The sequence below is a fragment of the Aquaspirillum sp. LM1 genome, assembly GCF_002002905.1.
GTDB lineage: Bacteria > Pseudomonadota > Gammaproteobacteria > Burkholderiales > Aquaspirillaceae > Rivihabitans.
Genome location: NZ_CP019509.1, coordinates 354,713 through 371,325, shown reverse-complemented (window position 1 = coordinate 371,325; position 16,613 = coordinate 354,713). Strand labels below are relative to the sequence as shown.

The 16,613-nt window shown below is 63.3% G+C and carries 16 protein-coding genes; 4 read left to right on the top strand and 12 right to left on the bottom strand.

What is annotated here, in order from left to right; genetic code table 11:
- Window positions 1-17: 17 nt before the first annotated feature.
- A complete protein-coding gene (locus tag BXU06_RS01660; RefSeq protein ID WP_077296225.1) occupies window positions 18-5,354 on the top strand; it encodes a CHAT domain-containing protein in 5,337 nt (1,778 codons plus the stop codon).
- Between the two features lie 45 nt (window positions 5,355-5,399).
- On the opposite strand, the gene BXU06_RS01655 is transcribed toward BXU06_RS01660, so the two are convergent.
- The 3 genes from BXU06_RS01655 to BXU06_RS01645 form a co-directional block, all read right to left on the bottom strand.
- Window positions 5,400-5,810: an FdtA/QdtA family cupin domain-containing protein gene (locus BXU06_RS01655; RefSeq protein WP_077296223.1), complete on the bottom strand. Its 411-nt coding sequence runs from the start codon at window positions 5,808-5,810 to the stop codon at window positions 5,400-5,402.
- Between the two features lie 71 nt (window positions 5,811-5,881).
- Entirely contained in the window at window positions 5,882-6,850 is a 969-nt protein-coding gene (ylqF, locus tag BXU06_RS01650) for a ribosome biogenesis GTPase YlqF (protein ID WP_077296221.1), read from the bottom strand.
- Window positions 6,847-7,110: a DUF3820 family protein gene (locus tag BXU06_RS01645; protein ID WP_150125061.1), complete on the bottom strand. Its 264-nt coding sequence runs from the start codon at window positions 7,108-7,110 to the stop codon at window positions 6,847-6,849. Before BXU06_RS01645 ends, ylqF begins: the two co-directional genes overlap by 4 nt.
- A gap of 307 nt (window positions 7,111-7,417) precedes the next feature.
- Here BXU06_RS01645 and BXU06_RS01640 point away from each other — a divergent pair, with 307 nt between their 5' ends.
- Window positions 7,418-8,260, top strand: a complete 843-nt coding sequence (locus BXU06_RS01640; RefSeq protein WP_171982079.1) for an Abi family protein — start codon at window positions 7,418-7,420, stop codon at window positions 8,258-8,260.
- A gap of 18 nt (window positions 8,261-8,278) precedes the next feature.
- On the opposite strand, the gene BXU06_RS01635 is transcribed toward BXU06_RS01640, so the two are convergent.
- The 7 genes from BXU06_RS01635 to BXU06_RS01605 form a co-directional block, all read right to left on the bottom strand.
- Window positions 8,279-9,091, bottom strand: a complete 813-nt coding sequence (locus BXU06_RS01635; RefSeq protein ID WP_077296217.1) for a ScpA family protein — start codon at window positions 9,089-9,091, stop codon at window positions 8,279-8,281.
- A 57-nt stretch (window positions 9,092-9,148) separates the two neighbouring features.
- Window positions 9,149-10,351: a tryptophan--tRNA ligase gene (locus tag BXU06_RS01630; protein WP_077296215.1), complete on the bottom strand. Its 1,203-nt coding sequence runs from the start codon at window positions 10,349-10,351 to the stop codon at window positions 9,149-9,151.
- A gap of 60 nt (window positions 10,352-10,411) precedes the next feature.
- Window positions 10,412-11,050, bottom strand: a complete 639-nt coding sequence (locus BXU06_RS01625) for a site-2 protease family protein (protein WP_077296213.1) — start codon at window positions 11,048-11,050, stop codon at window positions 10,412-10,414.
- An 80-nt stretch (window positions 11,051-11,130) separates the two neighbouring features.
- Window positions 11,131-11,760, bottom strand: coding sequence for an L-threonylcarbamoyladenylate synthase (locus BXU06_RS01620; RefSeq protein WP_077296211.1), 630 nt, complete (start codon window positions 11,758-11,760; stop codon window positions 11,131-11,133).
- A 16-nt stretch (window positions 11,761-11,776) separates the two neighbouring features.
- Window positions 11,777-12,637, bottom strand: coding sequence for a 3',5'-nucleoside bisphosphate phosphatase (locus BXU06_RS01615; protein WP_077296209.1), 861 nt, complete (start codon window positions 12,635-12,637; stop codon window positions 11,777-11,779).
- A 30-nt stretch (window positions 12,638-12,667) separates the two neighbouring features.
- Window positions 12,668-12,877, bottom strand: a complete 210-nt coding sequence (locus BXU06_RS01610; RefSeq protein WP_077296207.1) for an oxidoreductase-like domain-containing protein — start codon at window positions 12,875-12,877, stop codon at window positions 12,668-12,670.
- Window positions 12,874-13,095 (bottom strand): RNA-binding S4 domain-containing protein, encoded by a 222-nt coding sequence (locus tag BXU06_RS01605; protein WP_077296205.1) that lies wholly within the window; start codon window positions 13,093-13,095, stop codon window positions 12,874-12,876. Before BXU06_RS01605 ends, BXU06_RS01610 begins: the two co-directional genes overlap by 4 nt.
- Window positions 13,096-13,205: 110 nt before the next feature.
- Here BXU06_RS01605 and BXU06_RS01600 point away from each other — a divergent pair, with 110 nt between their 5' ends.
- Both BXU06_RS01600 and BXU06_RS01595 read left to right on the top strand, forming a co-directional pair.
- Entirely contained in the window at window positions 13,206-13,577 is a 372-nt protein-coding gene (locus BXU06_RS01600; RefSeq protein WP_253189496.1) for a SirB2 family protein, read from the top strand.
- A 180-nt stretch (window positions 13,578-13,757) separates the two neighbouring features.
- Complete coding sequence (locus BXU06_RS01595) at window positions 13,758-14,132, top strand: RidA family protein (RefSeq protein ID WP_077296203.1); 375 nt, start codon at window positions 13,758-13,760, stop codon at window positions 14,130-14,132.
- A 70-nt stretch (window positions 14,133-14,202) separates the two neighbouring features.
- Here BXU06_RS01595 and BXU06_RS01590 read toward each other — a convergent pair whose 3' ends face one another.
- Window positions 14,203-15,438: an MFS transporter gene (locus BXU06_RS01590; RefSeq protein WP_216352521.1), complete on the bottom strand. Its 1,236-nt coding sequence runs from the start codon at window positions 15,436-15,438 to the stop codon at window positions 14,203-14,205.
- Window positions 15,439-15,830: 392 nt separating this feature from the next.
- On the bottom strand, window positions 15,831-16,592 hold the full coding sequence (locus tag BXU06_RS01585) for a class II aldolase/adducin family protein (protein ID WP_077296201.1): 762 nt from the start codon (window positions 16,590-16,592) through the stop codon (window positions 15,831-15,833).
- Window positions 16,593-16,613 lie beyond the last annotated feature (21 nt).

The window sequence follows — 16,613 nt, the reverse complement described above, 5'->3', positions numbered from 1 at the left end:
TCAGCAAGGAAAATGGCATGGTTACCCTGGAAATATCCGGCACGGCGTTGAATCCACTGGAGGCGACAAGCCCGCTGGGGGCTTCTGGCTGGCGCGGTGTCAGTTTTGCGCTGAACGCTGGCGCGCGTGGTGATGGTGCCAGCGTGGCTCGGGTTGAATTGCAGGACAGTGATGTGCTGCTGCTGGAACTGGACAACGGCATGCAATGGCTATTGCCCGCTGACGAGGCGCACACCCTGCTGGGCAGCGAGGCGCGTGATGGCAGCCAAGCTGGCGTGCTGCGCATTGGCGCTGCGCTGAACCTTGGCGATCAACAGTCCCGCGATGGTCTGGGGCATTGGCTGCTGAAATCGCTGACTGTATTTCAGGAAGGCCCGGCTGGCATGACGGCGCTGGCCGCCGCTGGCGCGTTTCAGGACCGCGAACTGGAAAACCGTCAGGGGCTGTATCGCATTGATCGCGAGTGCTGGCAGCTGAATGCGCTGGACAGCCCGATGCCGGCCAGCACACAGCCGGCGCTGCTATTCATCCATGGCACCGCCTCATCCACCACCGGCAGTTTTTCCAAGCTGTGGGAGGTTGATGGCACTAGGCAAAAATTGGCCGAATGCTACTCCAATCGCATCTATGGCTTTGAACACCGCTCACTCACCGATAGCCCAATCCGCAATGCACTGGCGCTGGCGCATGCCTTGCCGGTCGGCCAGACGCTGCATGTGGTGTCGCATTCGCGCGGCGGCATGGTGGGTGAATTGCTGGCGCGCGCCAATCGGCTGGACGCTGAGCCATTCACCGCAGCAGAACGCGAGGCCTTTGCCCATGCGGGTGAGGGTCATGCCGAAGATGCCGTCCTGCTGACTGAGCTGGGCCAGGTGCTGCAAAGCAAGAAACTGCGCATCGAGCGTTTTGTGCGCGTGGCGGCACCAGTGCGCGGCACCACGCTGGCTTCTGGCCGGCTGGACCGCTGGGCCAGCGTAATGCTCAATGTGCTGGGTGGCGGTCTCAAGCTGCTGGGTGCGCCGGTGGTTTGCCACGCCTACGACGCGCTGAAAAACTTTCTGCTGGCGGTGGTGCGCGAACGCACCGATGCCAAGGTGTTGCCTGGTCTGGCGGCGATGATGCCAGACTCGCCGCTGGTGGCGCTGCTCAACGCCCCTGACGTGGACATCGACGCCAGCGTGCATGTGCTGGCCGGCAGCTACCAGGGCGACAGCCTGCTGAGTTGGCTGGCCAGCCGGCTGACCGAATCATTTTACGGCGGCCAGACCGATCTGGTGGTGAATACGCCGTCGATGAGCGGCGGTGCGGCGCGGCGGCGCGGCCTATGGCAGTTGTTCCTGGCGGGCGAGCAGGTGACCCACTTCAGCTATTTTTCCCGCAAACCAAGCGTCAGCGCCCTGCTGGATGCGCTGGCCGGCAACAATCAGCACTTTACCCAACTGGCCGCGCCATCGCGCCAGCCGATTGCCCGTTCGGCCAGCCAGGCGGCGCAACAAGGCCCGATTGTGCTCATCCTGCCCGGCATCATGGGCAGCCACCTGGCAGAGGGTGACAATCGCATCTGGCTGGATCCCCTCAGTCTGGGTGCCGGGCAGATGCGCCAGCTGGCGGTGAATGCCATGGGACAAAGCGAGTATGCCATCAGCGTGCAAGGCTGGACTGCCGCCTACTACCAGCCATTTGCCGACTATCTGGACAGCCAGGGCATGGAGGCGCGGCCATTCTGCTACGACTGGCGCTTATCGCTGGCTGACAGCGCCAAGTGCTTTGCCGCAGCGTTTGATCTGGCGGCGGAACACGCGGCACGCCGCAACAAGCCGCTGTATGTGGCGGCGCATTCGATGGGTGGCTTGGTGGCGCGACTGGCGCTGAACCAGCCCGACAGCAGCGGCGCGGCGCGCTGGCGCGTGTTGACGCGCCAGGGAGGCCGGCTGGTGCAGTTTGGCACGCCTAACCAGGGGTCGCTCAGTATGCTGACCGTGCTGCTGGGCCGTGACCGGCTGACCCGCCGTCTGAGCCTGCTGGCCGAAGCGCTTGGGCGAAAAGGCGAGCTGCTGGAGGTGGTGCGCCACTATCCCGGTGTGCTGGAGCTGCTGCCATGGCCGCAAGAGGATGTCAGTCAGGATTATTTCGCCGCCAGCAGTTGGGCCGATCTGGCGCAGGACGACGCACGCCACCGCCTGAACTGGCAAGCGCCGGAAGCCGACGCACTGGCGCACGCACGGGCGGTGGTCCAGACCCTGCAGCAATCCCCTCTGCCGCCGGAGCAGTGCGCGTATGTGGCTGGCCGCGCACGCACGCCTGCCGCCGTGCGCGTGCAGCAAGGCCAGCTGGAAATTGCCTGGAGTGAAGACGGCGATGGTCGGGTGCTCTGGCAGGATGGATGCCCGTCCGGGGTGGCCATCAGCTATGTGGACGCCGCCCACGGCGACCTGCTGCGCCACGAGGCGGCGTTTGCCGATTATCTGGCGCTGCTGCGCCATGGCCGCTGCGCCTTGCCCAGTGTGCCGCAAGGCATTCGTGACAGCCGCCGCACGCTGCGCTTTGTGCCTGCCCTGGCCGAGGAACACGGGCTTTATCCCAGCGCTGACGAACTGCTGGCCGCCGCACTGGGCGGCACCGATGCGCTGGCCACGCCGCCAGCCCCCAGCGCACCGCCCAGCGACATCTGCCTGCACCATGGCAGCATGGCCAATGCCCGAGGGCTGCTGACCCTGGGCGCTTACGCCAACGATTCGCTGCGCGGCACGACCTTGTTCATGGATCAACTGCTGCACGGGCAATTGCGCCAGGCCCAGGCGCTGGGACGCTACCCCAATCTGGTGGGTGAGAACCTGATCTGCCAGCCCGACCCTGAACATGGCTGCGGCGCGCTGGTGGTGGGCCTGGGGCCGATTGGCGAACTCAAGCCCGGCCAGTTGACCCACACCCTGCGCCAGGGTTTGCTGGAGTATGCCCGCCAGCACGCCAGCAGCCAGGTGCGCGCGCTGACCGTGCATGGCCTGCTGGTGGGCAGCGGCTATGGTGGGCTGACCGTGGCGCTGTGCCTGCGCTGCTGGCTGGACGCGCTGACCCAGGCCAATCAGCGGCTGGCCGACGCCCACGTCGGCCAGGATGCTCAGGGCCAGGGCGAGCCGGTGCGCATTGCCCAGCTGCATCTCTGGGAGGAAGAAGAAAGCGCCATCAGTCTGGCCGCCGACACGCTGGATGACTTGCTGGGCGAGCGACGCTATGCCAGCAGCCTGCGCTATGATGGCCAGGTGCAGCTGGCCAGTGGCGGCTATCGTGGCCGCCAGACCGGCGCTGGCGACAGCTGGCAGCGTGTGCACATCACCGAAGGCCACGAACCGGGCAGCTTGCGCTTCACCCTGGTGACCGACCGCGCGCGCAATGAAGTGAATGAAGAGCCCAATCAGCGTCAGTTGGTCGATGGCCTGATCCGCAACGCCACCCATTCCACGCTGAATCAATCCGGCCTGTCGCGCGCGCTGTTCGAGCTGATGATCCCCAACGCGATGAAACCCACCCTGCACGAACTGCGCGGCCTGGTGCTGGGGGTGGATGCCGTCTCGGCGGTGTACCCATGGGAGCTGATGCGCGACGAACGTCCGGATGCCGAGGCCCCGCTGGCCACCCGCATCGGCCTGGTGCGTCAGCTGGCCAGCCCGCACGGGCGCTGCGCCGTGCGCACGGTGAATACCCCGCGCATGCTGGCGCTGGGCGATACGCAAAGCCATCTGCCCATCTTGCCCGGTGCCCGGCAAGAGGCCAAAGCCCTGGCGGCGCTGTACCGCGACACCGCCAGTTTTCAGGTGGAATCGCTGATTGATGTCAGCGGCGAACAACTGGTGCTGGCGCTGTTCGACGGCGAATACCAGGTGATCCACCTGGCAGCGCATGGCGAAGCCAGCGAAGATCCGGCGCAACCCGGTGGGCTGGTACTGGGGCGCGAGGCACGGCTGACCAGCGCGCAGATCAGCAAGCTGCGTCATGTGCCGGAACTGGTGTTTCTCAACTGCTGCCATCTGGGCAGCATGCAGGCCGACGCCCAGCCACGCTGGGGCGCGCTGGCGGCCAATCTGGCCACGGCTTTCATCGAGATGGGCTGCAAGGCGGTGGTGGCGGCTGGCTGGGCGGTGGATGACCAGGCCGCGCGCACATTTGCCCTGACCTTTCACCACGCCATGTTGCAAGGCAAACGTTTTGGCGATGCGCTGCAAATGGCCCGCGAAGCCACTTACCAGGCCTATCCGGCACGCAACACCTGGGGGGCTTACCAGGCGTATGGCGACGAACGCTATCAACTGCGGCGGCGCAACACGCCCCAGACCGCCAGCCAGGGCCAGGCTCCGGTGCTGCATTACAGCCATGTCGGCCAGGCGCTGGGCGATCTGGAACAGTTGCATGCGCGCATCCAGGCTTACCAGAACGACGCCCAGCGCGTGCAGGTGCGCACCCGGCTGGCGCAGATCGAAGCCGCCTGCCGCATCCGCTATTTTGACCATGGCGCATTGCGCGCCCGCTTGGCGGCCATTCATGCCGATCTGGGTGAGCGCGACAATGCCATTGCACATTACCGGGCAGCGCTGGCACAGGAGGACGCTGGTTTAAGCGTCAAGGCGCTGGAACAATTGGGCAATCTGGAAGTGCGCCACGCCGTTGCCTTGTTCGAACAGAAACAGACCGATGCAGGCAAAGCCTTGCTGGCTTCAGGTGAACAACGGCTGCGTGCCGTGCTGGCGCTGCAAGCCACCAGCGAGCGCCATAATCTGCTGGCCTCCATGTACAAGCGCATTGGCCAGGTACAGCACACCTTGCAGAATGACGCCAGCACACAAGCCGCGCTGGGGCATCCAGACTGGCTGGAGCGCATGTGCGAGCAGTATCAGCGGGCGGATCAGGTGGCGCAAGCACAGGGTGGCTTGCGTTACTACGCCTTGTTGAATGCGCTGGATGGTCTGGCGCTGAGTCACGCCCTCCAGCCTGCACCGCCCCCCGAAAAACTGGCCGAGTGGTTGACCCTGGCCCAGGAAGACGCCCGACAGCGCAACCGGACTGAAGCAAGCTTTTTCCACGCCGTGGCCGAAATCGACGCCGAGCGCACCGCCGCGCTCTGGGCTTGCCTGATTGACCTGCCCCATGCCCCCTCGCCACTGACCGACGCTGCCGCGCGCGAGCAGCTGCGGCAACGCTATGCCGCGCTGCGCCAGCGGCTGGGTACGGCACGCGAGTGGGATTCGGTTGCCAATCAGCTGGACTGGCTGCATCTGCTGTGGCCACGCCAAGAGGACACCCAGCGCGCCATTCATGACGCGCTGGGTGCCTTGCGCGACGCCTTGCGTGCGCTGGCGTAAGGCCTGCCGGTCAGGCCTGAGCTGCACCCATCAGGATGGGAAGGCTCAGGCTGCGCCGCGCGCGGCGCGCAGAAAATCGTCGTAATTGCGGTAGTAATCGCTCTCGTCGTAGTGGCTGTCGGCCAGCACCACCAGCACACAGTCGGGGGTGAAATCGTGCATTTCCCGCCAGGTCATGCTGCTGATCAGCAGGCCGCGTGTGGGCGTGTCCAGCACGATGTCTTCTTTGACGCCCAGGCCATTGTCCAGCACCATCCGGCAGCTCCCAGACATGCACACCACCACCTGGCGCAGGCGTTTGTGCGCGTGCGCACCACGCACCACACCTTCACCCACGCCAAAAATGTAGTACACGCGCTGGATGTCGAACGGCACATCGGCGCTGCCGCCTTCCAGCGAAATCAGTGAACCTCGGCCATCGGAAAGCACTTTGAAGTCAACGGTGTGGATCAGCATGGTGAGTCAAGTCCGGTTCAAGTCAGTCAAAAAAGCCCATCACGGGGGCGCTGCTTCTGAGGCCAGTGGCCTCAGGCATCGTCATCCTCGTCTTGCAGCGGGTTGGGACGACGGCCGCCAGCGCGGCGCGCCTTGCGTTCGGCGTCGCGCAGTGCCTGCTGTTCGCGCTCAATGGCGCGGCGGCGTTCGATTTCGGCGGCGATGTCCTGCCATTCTTCGGGTGTTTCCAGGGTGATACGGCCAATGGTAGCGCTGCGAAAGTCGGTCAGCAAAATTTCTGCCGCCTTTTGCAGATCCACATGGCCGCCGCTGCGCACCGCCCCGCGCTTGCGGCCAATGGCTTCCAGCACCTGAAAATCTTCACCCTCAACGTTGGCCAGCGCGTAGCGTCGGGCCAGGTCGGCGGGGTAGCGGCGTTGCAGGGTGGCAATCAGCGCCAGCGCCACGCTTTCTTCGTCCATGGCATTGCGCCCGACGGCACCGCTGGCAGCCAGGTGGTCGCCACAGGTTTCATGTTCGATTTTGGGCCACAGCATGCCGGGGGTATCAAACAGGATCACGTCTTCGGCCAGCTGGATGCGCTGCTGCGCCTTGGTCACGGCGGGCTCATTGCCCACCTTGGCCACCTTGCGTCCGGTCAGCGCATTGATCAGGGTGGATTTGCCCACGTTGGGAATCCCGCAGATCACCAGCCGCAGCGGTTTGGTGCCGCCCTGCCGGTGCGGCACCAACGCACGGCAGGCGTCCAGAATTTTTTGCTTGGGCGAGCCATCGCCGCTGTCCAGCGCAATGGCGCGGGTGTTGCGCTGGCCGGCAAACCAGTCCAGCCAGGCGCGGGTTTGCGCCGCATCGGCCAGATCCTGTTTGTTGAGGATTTTCAGGCTGTGCTTGTGCTGGATCATCGCCGCCAGCATCGGGTTGGACGAGGACATCGGCAGACGGGCGTCCACCATTTCAATCACTGCGTCGATATCGGACAGTTTGTCAGCCAGTTCTTTCTTGGCCTTGAACATATGGCCGGGAAACCATTGAATACTCATGCAGAAGGGTCTTTCCGTAGCGGCGTGAGCAGAGCGCCCAGTCCGTTATGCTTGATTTCGTAAGTCAGCGCCAGGCATTGCCCCAGCTCGCCAGGCGGCCAGCCCTGCCGGGCAAACCAGGTCAGGTAGCCCAGCGGCAGGTCGGCCAGCACCCGGCCCTGATACTTGCCAAACGGCATGCGCCATTCTGTCAGGCGCAGCAGCAGTTCGGGCGGCAGGACCGGTTCGGCCCCGGTGGCGGGAGGGGGAGAGGCAGTCATGCGGCTATTGTAGCGCATCCGCCTGCTGACGCCGGGGCAGGGGGCGTGCCCAGGAGAAAAAACAGATAAACGACGCCAAGAATGTGGGTATGCGCATTTCTGCGGCTCCCCCCAAGTATGCTGCGCACGCCGGGAGGTGGAAGAGGTAAAGCATGTGGCGCAGACGGCCCAGAAAGCCAAAGCCCCACGCATGGTGGGGCTTTGGCTCTAATTACGTTGGCACGACCGCTGTTTTAGGGCGGAAAACCAGCGTCTCAATAGGTATTATTGTAGCCAACTTCTGCATTGTTCTCAAGGTATGACCACCATGTTGAACCATCTTGCTGCACCACGCATGGCAACCATTTCCCATTTCTTCTGCACGCAATCTGAGGAAGATTTGCTTGGGGCATATGCTTGGACACAAGCAGTTGCCGCTGCCCTATGGCCAGTGATGGGCGATTTTGAGGTGTTTTTACGCAATGCGTTGCATCGTGCGCTATCCCGACATTATGGCAATTGTGATTCATTTGACTGGATGCGCGCGCGCGCCAATCCCGTCTCTGCAAAAGCCAAGCCGTTTCCGGCCAGACACCGCATGGACACACGCCAGCAAGAGGATATCGCTAAGATTGAGGGCCGTATAAAAAAGCCGTTGATCACGCCTGACGATATTGTCGCGCATCTTACGTTTGGTTTCTGGGAGAAGTTGATTGCGGGTTTGTGGCACGCAAGCCAGCCACAGGGGCTGAACACGGTCATCCTGCAGACCGTGTTTCCCTATGCACCCCAAGGATTGCCACATGGGGACAGGCAGTTCAAGCTACAAGTGGAAAGGCTACTACAGCGCCTGCGCGATGTGCGAAACCGAATCGGCCATCATGATGCCATCTGGACCACCCCGGAGTTTGATGCGCGCGGCGTACTCGGCTTTATCCCTCGTCGGCCACGGCATACCGTAAATAGCCTGCACCTGCTGTTACAGCGCGTGCAATGGTTTGCGGGATGGATACATCCGGAGATTGCCTGCCACATCGGGCATACAGCACATTGGCAACACTGTCACGCATTACTGAGCCAGCAAGCCTTGGCACATTATCGCGCCACCGCAGGACGTGATGGCTCCTGGAAATATGTTCACCTTTGCGCGGATGATCGTTATCACTTCTGAGAGGCCCACTACACTCTCTCACTCCCCCCGTCCCAGCCGCACATAAATCGGCTGATACGGTGCGTCCTGGGTGATCGACAGCAGCCCTTCCTTGGCCAGTTCCAGAATGGCGATAAAGTTCACCACCAGATAAGGCACGCTCAGTTCCAGCTCAAACAGCTCGTCAAACCCCACATGGCCGCGGCCATTCAGGTAGCGCAGGATGCGGCTCATCTGTTCGCGCACCGACAGGCTGTCCTGTTCCACCTGATGGTGGCGGGTGTTTTTGGCGCGGGCCAGGATCGACAGCCAGGCGGTTTTCAGGTCGGCGGGGCAGATATCCGGCAGGCGCACTTCGGCGCTTTGCTCCACCAGCACCGCCAGCCAGGCAAAGTCGCGCTCGGCCTGCGGTAGCGCGTCCAGTGCCAGCGCTGCCAGCTTGATTTGTTCGTACTCCAGCAGCCGGCGCACCAGTTCGGCGCGCGGGTCGTCCACTTCGGCTTCGTCGTCGCTGGGTGGGCGCGGCAGCAGCAGGCGCGATTTGATTTCAATCAGCAGCGCCGCCATCAGCAGGTATTCGGCGGCCAGCTCCATGCGCTCGGCGCGCATGGCACCAATGTAATCCATATACTGCGCGGTCACGCGCGCCATCGGGATATCCAGCACATTGAGATTCTGCTTGCGGATCAAATAGAGCAGCAGATCCAGCGGGCCTTCAAAGCTTTCCAGAAACACCCGCAAGGCGTCTGGAGGAATAAACAGGTCGTGCGGGGCGTCCTGCACCGCTTCGCCAAACAGGGTGGCCAGCGGCGGCATCACCGGAGGGGCGGGGGAAGCGGCCAGCTCAGTCATGGCCGCCTCTGAGGCGGATGGCCCAACCCGGCAAGGTCAGGCCAGATGGCGTGACAGTCACACGTAACCCAGCCCCATGGCTTCGCGCACGTCGCGCATGGTTTCCTGGGCAATCTGGCGCGCCCGCTCACAGCCATCGGCCACAATGCTCTTGACCAGAGTGGGGTCGTCCAGATACTGCTGGGCGCGTTCAAACATCGGCTGCTGTTCGGCCAGGATGCCGTCAATCACCGGCTGCTTGCAGTCCAGGCAGCCAATACCGGCGCTGCGACAGCCGCTTTGCACCCAGTCGTGGGTGTTGGCGTCGGTGTACACCTGATGCAGCTGCCACACCGGGCATTTTTCTGGATCGCCGGGGTCGGTGCGGCGCACCCGCGCCGGGTCGGTGGGCATGCTGCGCACCTTTTTGCTGACTGACGCCGGGTCTTCGCGCAGGAAGATGCCATTACCGTAGCTCTTGGACATCTTCTGGCCATCCAGGCCGGGCATGCGGCTGGCTTCGGTCAGCAGCGCCTGCGGCTCGACCAGAATCACCTTGCCCTTGTTTTCCAGGTAGCCAAACAGCCGCTCACGGTCGCCAATCGACAGGTTCTGCGTGTCAGCCAGCAGCGCGCGGGCCGATTCCAGCGCTTCTTCGTCGCCGCCCTGCAGGTAGCGGGTGCGCAGGTCTTCGTACAGGCGGGCTTTCTTGCTGCCCATCTTTTTCACTGCGGCTTCGGCCTTTTCTTCAAAGCCTGCCTCGCGGCCATAGATGTGGTTGTAGCGGCGGGCAATTTCGCGGGTGATTTCGATGTGCGGAATCTGGTCTTCGCCCACCGGCACGAACATGGCGCGGTAAATCAGGATGTCCGCCGACTGCATCAGCGGGTAACCCAGAAAGCCGTAGGTGCCCAGATCCTTGTGCGACAGTTTTTCGATCTGGTCCTTGTAAGTCGGCACGCGCTCCAGCCAGGACAGCGGAGTGATCATCGACAGCAACAGGTGCAGCTCGGCGTGTTCGGGCACCCGGCTCTGGATGAACAGCGTGGCCTGGGCCGGATCCACCCCGGCGGCCAGCCAGTCGATGACCATGTCCCAGGTGCTTTTGGCGATGATCGACGGGTCGTCGTAGCTGGTGGTCAGCGCGTGCCAGTCGGCCACAAAGAAAAAGCACTCATGCTCGCCTTGCAGTTTCACCCAGTTTTTCAGCGCACCATGGTAGTGACCCAGGTGCAGGCTGCCGGTCGGGCGCATGCCGGAAAGAACACGTTCGGAATACATGGAGGACTTTCGGGGTTGGATTCGTCCACGGGCCACACCTGCGGCCCGGATGACGCAGAATTATATCAAGGCATTCAGAAAACGATAGCTGGCCTTGACCAGCGGGTTCATCAGCACCGACAACAGGCCGGTGGCCATCAGGCCAATCAGGATCCACATACCGTAAGGCTCCAGCCGCGACAGTTGCCAGGCCTGGCGGTTGGGCAGCACGCTCATCAGCATGCGCCCGCCATCCAGCGGCGGAATGGGCAGCAGGTTAAGCACCATCAGCATGACATTGATCAGAATGCCGGCCTGCGCCATCAGCGCCATCGGCTCGGTGTAGTCGTTGCTCATTGCCAGCGCCAGCTTGAACAGCAGCGCCCACAGCACCGCCATCAGCAAATTGGCCCCCGGCCCGGCAGCCGACACCCACAGCATGTCGCGCTTGGGCTGGCGCAGCTTGTCAAAGCGCACCGGCACCGGCTTGGCCCAGCCAAAGATAAAGCCACCCACTGCCAGGCACAGCAGCGGCAGCAGCACGGTGCCAATCGGGTCGATATGCCGGATTGGGTTGAACGTGGTCCGCCCGGCCAGATGGGCGGTGTTGTCGCCAAAGTAGCGGGCCATATAGGCATGCGCGGCCTCGTGGCCGGTGATGGCAAAAATCACCGGCAAGGCAAATACCGCGATTTTTTGAATCAGATTCAGCTCGTCCATGGCGATCCTAAGGTAACAGGCAGACAAAAGCCGCCGGCGGGCCGGAGGCGGCGCGTGAGGGCTTGGGCCAGATTTTGGCGTCAGGGTTCCAGCCCCAGCTTGATCCAGTCGCCAGCGCCCCGGCGAATCAGCTGGGGCGCGCTGTCGGTCAGGTCGATCACCGTGGTGGGCGCTACCCCGCAATAGCCGCCGTCAATCACCAGCTCCAGCTGGTTTTGCAGCTGGTCGCGAATCTCCAGCGGGTCGCTGGGGGGCTCGGCTTCGCCGGGCAGCATTAGCGTACACGACAGCAAGGGCTCGCCCAGCCCTTCCAGCAAGGCTTGCGCCACCGGATGCTCGGGCACGCGCAGGCCGATGGTGTTGCGTTTGGGGTGCAGGGTGCGCCGGGGCACTTCCTTGCTGGCTTGCAGAATAAAGGTGAAGGCACCCGGCGTGGCGGCCTTGAGCAGGCGGTACTGGGCGTTGTCTACCTTGGCGTAGCTGCCCAGTTCGGACAAATCACGGCACACCAGGGTGAAATGGTGGCGCAAATCCAGCTGGCGAATCGCCATGATGCGCTCCATCGCCCGTTTGTCGCCCAGATGGCAGCCCAGCGCGTAGCAGGAATCGGTGGGGTAAGCCACCACCCCGCCCTGCTGGATGAGTTTGACCGCTTCGCGGATCAGCCGCGCCTGCGGATTGTCGGGATGAATATGAAACAGTTGGGACATGATTGGCAGCGTCGTTTCAGTCAGCGCTTGGCGTGGCGCGGGGTGGGCTGAAGCGGCTCCACACCGGCACGCAAATCGGGGGTAAATTGGCCGTGAGGCCCACATCGCGCCCGCCTTCGCCGGGCGCATGAAAATCACTGCCGGCGCTGGCCAGCAACTCCATCCGCGCCGCCAGCAGGGCAAACTTATGGCTTTGATCCAGGGTGTGGCTGGCGCTGACCACTTCAATCGCTTCGCCGCCCACGGCCTTGAAGTCCTCGACCAGTTGTTCCATCAGCATGCGGCCAATTTCATAACGGCCTGGGTGGGCAATCACCGCAATGCCGCCGGCCTGGCGAATCCAGCTCACCGCATCGGCCAGCGTCGCCCATTCGTGCGCCACATAGCCGGGCTTGCCCTTGACCAGATACTTGCGAAACACCGCCGCGACATTTTTGACTTCGCCGCTGTCCACCAGAAACCGGGCAAAGTGGGTGCGGCCAATCATTTCCGGGTTGCCACAGCGCTGCAGCGCGCCGTCAAACGCGCCATGAATGCCAATTTTGGCCAGCGCCTCGCCCATGCGCCGGGCGCGCTCCACCCGGCCTTCACGCACCGAATGCAGCCCGGCCACCAGCGCCGGGCAGTCCGGGTTGATATCCAGGCCCACAATATGCACGGCGCGCTTTTGCCAGGACACCGAGATTTCCACCCCGTTGATCAGATCCAGCCCGGCCTGCTCAGCGGCCTGACGCGCCAGCGCCAGCCCGGCGGTACAGTCATGGTCGGTCAGCGCCAGCATGCGCGAGCCACGCGCCGCCGCACGCGCCACCAGCTCATCGGGCGGCAAGGCACCGTCGGAAGCGGTGGAGTGGCAGTGCAAATCTAGCTTGGCCATGGCAGCATGCCTTGAAGTAAAAGCGGCATTCTAACAGCTTGCCCCGTCAGCGCCGTGGCCAGCCTGGCGTTGGGCCTGCCGCTGCACCCACTGCCAGTGTTTCAGCCGGTAAGCCGATAGCTCCGCCTGATAGCTGTCCAGCACGCAGTTTTCACAGCCGCTGCCGCAGCAGGCCCCGTCGGCCAGCGGTTCGGGGGCTTCGGGCTCCGGGTCGAAAATCTCGTCGTCGCTTGCGCTCATGCCGCCGCCGTCACCCGGATTTCAAACCCTTCGCCGCTGACCGTCTGGCCTGGGCGAATCTTGCAGGTTTTGCGCAGCTCCTGTGCGCCATCGACGCTGACCGCGCCGCTGGCCACCAGCGCCTTGCCGGCACCGCCGCTATCGACCACCCCGCACACCTTCAGCAGGTCGTTGAGGGCGATGTATTCCTTGTCCAGCGCAAATTCTTCGTGTTGCATGGGAGTGTCCTGTGGCCTTGGCCAAAAGCCGGATTATACGGCATGCGCCGCCTGGGGTTGGCGTGGCGCGCGGGATAGCCAGCCTTCCGCCCCCACGCTATGATCTGCCGATGAGCTATCTTGCCCTTAAACACCTGCACCTGAGCTGCGTGGCGCTGACCGCGCTGTTGTTTATCCTCCGTGGCGGGCTGCGCGCCTGGCGACCGCTGGCCTTGCGGGCGCGCTTCTGGCGCATCGCCCCGCACCTGATCGACACCGTCTTGCTGGTCGCCGGCGTTACCCTGGCCATTCAAGCCCGGCTTAACCCGCTGGAGCACCCGTGGCTGGCCGGCAAGCTGTGGCTGTTGCTGGTGTATATCGCGCTGGGCAGTGTGGCGCTGAAACGGGGCAAGACTGCCGCCCAGCGTGGGGTGGCGTATGGCCTGGCGCTGGGCGTGCTAGCCACCATGGCCTGGCTGGCACTGGCCAAACCGGGCGGATAAGCACGCGGCAGGCACGGAGGCGGCAAACCAGCTGAATTCCCTGCCAATAGGCGGTTTAAACCGGAACTTCACCGGGCCACAGCCACTATACTGCCGGTCTGGCCCGCTGTTTTCTGCACGCGCACGCCCCGGCAGATTGCCACCCAAACCGATTTTTTCGCCATTTTTACTGGAGCTTTCATGAACATCATCCAAACCCCCGACGCCCCGCAAGCCATCGGCCCCTACGCCCAAGCCGTGGCGGTGGACGGCTGGCTGTTCACTTCCGGCCAGATTCCGCTGAACGCCGCTGGCGAGCTGGTGGACGGCGATGTGACGGTGCAGACCACCCAGGTGCTGGACAATCTGCACGCCGTGCTGACCGCCGCTGGTGGTGGTTTTGACAAGGTGGTGAAAACCACCGTGTTTCTGGCCGACATGAACGACTTTGCCGCCATGAACGCCGTGTACGCCGCCCGCTTTGGCAGCCACACCCCGGCGCGCTCCACCGTGCAGGTGGCGCGTTTGCCGCGTGATGTGAAGGTGGAAATCGAAGTGGTGGCCCGTATCGGCTGATATCGGCGCTGCCTGCGCGCAAAAGGGAGCGTCCTGCCAGGCCAAAATGGCGTGGCATCGAATGCTTGACTCAGTGCGCCGCCGGGTCGTGCCGGTCAATCGCCTGGCGCAAGGCGCGGTGGCGGCTGAGCAGAAACAGCACAAAGCCCAGCAGCACGCCGCCTTCCAGCGCCAGCGTCACCCCCGCGCCCAGCGCAGTGGCCAGCACGCCGGCAATCAGCCCGCCCAGCGCGTCAAAGCCAAAGCGTGCCGAAGTGAAAAACGACACCACCCGACCGCGCAGCCGGTCGGGCGCGGTGCTTTGCAGCACCATATTGATGCCCACATTGCTGACCGAAATGCCAAAGCCCAACACCACCATGGCGGCCAGCGCCACCGGCAGCTGACGGGTCAGGCCAAACACCGCCAGCGCCAGCGCGCTCATGGCCGCGCCCCAGACAATGCTGCGCACCAGGCCAGGCATGGACTGGCGGGTGGCCAGATACAACGTGGACAAAAACGCGCCGCAGCCCGCCGCGCCCCATAGCCAGCCCAGCGTGCGTGCGTCGCCGGCAAACACGTCGCGGGCAAACACCGGCAGCAGCACCGCGTAAGCCGAGGCGGTAAGGTTGAGCGCAATCAGGGTAAGAATCAGCATGCGCACCAGCCAGGTGTGCCAGGCGTACACCACCCCTTCCCGGAACACATCGCCCATCGAGCCCTGCGCCCTGGGCAGGGCGTGCAGGCGAATGCTGCTGACAGCGGCAATCAGCGCCAGAAACGACAGCGCATTGACGGCAAAGCAGGCGGCTTCCGACAGATTGGCCAGCAGCAGGCCGGCAATCGGCGGGCCGATGAAGCGTCCGCTGTTGAACAGCATGGCGTTCAGTGCCAGCGCATTGGGCAAATCTTCGCGTCGGCCCACAAACGCGCTGATCAGCGACTGGCGCAAGGGCGTGTCAAAGCTATTGAGCACCCCCATCAGCGCCGACATCGCCACCAGCAGCCAGGCGCTGACCCAGTCCATCCAGGTCAGCCACGCCAGCAGCAATGCCTGCGTGGTCAGCAGCGCCTGAACCCATAACAGCGCACGGCGTTTGTCGTGCTTGTCCACCCACGCGCCGGCCAGCGGGCCAATCAGCAGCTGCGGAATCAGCGCGGCGAACGCGGTCACGCCCAGCAGCGCGGCAGAGCCGGTGATGCGGTACACCAGCCAGGCCATGGCCACCTGCTGAATCCACGAGCCCAGAATCGATACCGCCTGGCCGGCAAAATAAAAACGGAAATTACGATGCGCTAGGGCGCGCATACCGGCAGGGAGAACCATCAGATGCTTGCCACCATTGCAAACGTACATTCATCGGACAGCCTGATTTTGATGCTGCTGCAAACGCGCAGGATGGCGACGGGCAGGCCAGGCAGACACCGCCACCGGCCATGAGGGGCGCGGTAATCGGGGAGGGAAGAAGGCATGGGCATCACAGGAACCAGCGTAATCAATCAGGCAAAAACAGATCAGTCATTAAGAAACCAAAGTGGGCCGGCCACACGCGGATACGCGTTAATACTAATATATTAATTTAATCTTTGTCTCCCGTCTGTTCTTATCGCAGCGCAACACGCCAGCATCCCCCAAAAAAAACTGGCCGACACGTGAACGCATCGGCCAGGCACGCGACTCAACCGGCACCGGGCCACACGGCAGGCCGTCGCGATGACTCAGTAGCGATACGACGGATCGAGCCGGTCGATGATCCGGGTCAATGCTGCCAACGCATCCTCGCCTGCTCCATATTTGGGATCAAAATTCAAGGAATCGGCAACGCACTTGTTCAGCACCGGCTCAGGAATCTCGACCACGGCACCCATCGATTGCGAGGCCAGTTGCACTTCACAGGCGCGGTTGACCAGCCACATCAGCGAAAAAGCCTGCGCCAGCGTCGCGCCAATCACCACCGGACCATGGTTGCGCAGCATCAGCACCGGCTTGTCGCCGGCACTGGCCAGGATGCGTTCGCCTTCGTCGAGATGGACGGTAATCCCTTCAAACTCGTGCCAGGCAATTTTGCCGTAGAGCTGGGCCGCGTAGAAGTTGCTGTACGACAGTCCGTCTTTCAGACAGCAGACCGCCTGGGTCGGCGTCGTATGCACATGCATCACACAGTGCCCGTCCGCCACCTTGTCGTGGATGGCCGAATGGAAGGTGAAGCCGGCCGGATTGATCGGCCAGTCGGCGTGGCCGATGATATTGCCCTTGATGTCCACCTTGACCAGGTTGGAAGCGCAGACATCCTTGTAGTGCAGGCCGAACGGGTTGATCAGAAAATGCTTGTCCGGCCCCGGCACGCGCAGCGAGATATGGTTGTAGATCAGCTCGTCCCAGCCGAGGTAGGCGAAGATGCGGTAAACACTGGCCAGCTTGATGCGGGCGTTCCACTCTTCCTCACCGAAGCGCTGGGGATGGTCGTAATACTTGCTCATGGCTTTGCTCCTGTTTGCTGG

What these genes read in the sequence shown, in the direction of transcription:
- BXU06_RS01605 (WP_077296205.1), bottom strand. Translation starts at nt 13,095, where the DNA reads ATGCAACACGAAGAATTTGCGCTGGACAAGGAATACATCGCCCTCAAC.
- BXU06_RS01660 (WP_077296225.1), top strand. Translation starts at nt 18, where the DNA reads ATGGTTACCCTGGAAATATCCGGCACGGCGTTGAATCCACTGGAGGCG.
- BXU06_RS01635 (WP_077296217.1), bottom strand. Translation starts at nt 9,091, where the DNA reads ATGACTGAGCTGGCCGCTTCCCCCGCCCCTCCGGTGATGCCGCCGCTG.
- BXU06_RS01590 (WP_216352521.1), bottom strand. Translation starts at nt 15,438, where the DNA reads ATGGTTCTCCCTGCCGGTATGCGCGCCCTAGCGCATCGTAATTTCCGT.
- BXU06_RS01610 (WP_077296207.1), bottom strand. Translation starts at nt 12,877, where the DNA reads ATGAGCGCAAGCGACGACGAGATTTTCGACCCGGAGCCCGAAGCCCCC.
- BXU06_RS01620 (WP_077296211.1), bottom strand. Translation starts at nt 11,760, where the DNA reads ATGTCCCAACTGTTTCATATTCATCCCGACAATCCGCAGGCGCGGCTG.
- BXU06_RS01595 (WP_077296203.1), top strand. Translation starts at nt 13,758, where the DNA reads ATGAACATCATCCAAACCCCCGACGCCCCGCAAGCCATCGGCCCCTAC.
- BXU06_RS01630 (WP_077296215.1), bottom strand. Translation starts at nt 10,351, where the DNA reads ATGTATTCCGAACGTGTTCTTTCCGGCATGCGCCCGACCGGCAGCCTG.
- BXU06_RS01645 (WP_150125061.1), bottom strand. Translation starts at nt 7,110, where the DNA reads ATGACTGCCTCTCCCCCTCCCGCCACCGGGGCCGAACCGGTCCTGCCG.
- BXU06_RS01625 (WP_077296213.1), bottom strand. Translation starts at nt 11,050, where the DNA reads ATGGACGAGCTGAATCTGATTCAAAAAATCGCGGTATTTGCCTTGCCG.
- BXU06_RS01615 (WP_077296209.1), bottom strand. Translation starts at nt 12,637, where the DNA reads ATGGCCAAGCTAGATTTGCACTGCCACTCCACCGCTTCCGACGGTGCC.
- BXU06_RS01600 (WP_253189496.1), top strand. Translation starts at nt 13,206, where the DNA reads ATGAGCTATCTTGCCCTTAAACACCTGCACCTGAGCTGCGTGGCGCTG.
- BXU06_RS01585 (WP_077296201.1), bottom strand. Translation starts at nt 16,592, where the DNA reads ATGAGCAAGTATTACGACCATCCCCAGCGCTTCGGTGAGGAAGAGTGG.
- ylqF (WP_077296221.1), bottom strand. Translation starts at nt 6,850, where the DNA reads ATGAGTATTCAATGGTTTCCCGGCCATATGTTCAAGGCCAAGAAAGAA.
- BXU06_RS01640 (WP_171982079.1), top strand. Translation starts at nt 7,418, where the DNA reads ATGTTGAACCATCTTGCTGCACCACGCATGGCAACCATTTCCCATTTC.
- BXU06_RS01655 (WP_077296223.1), bottom strand. Translation starts at nt 5,810, where the DNA reads ATGCTGATCCACACCGTTGACTTCAAAGTGCTTTCCGATGGCCGAGGT.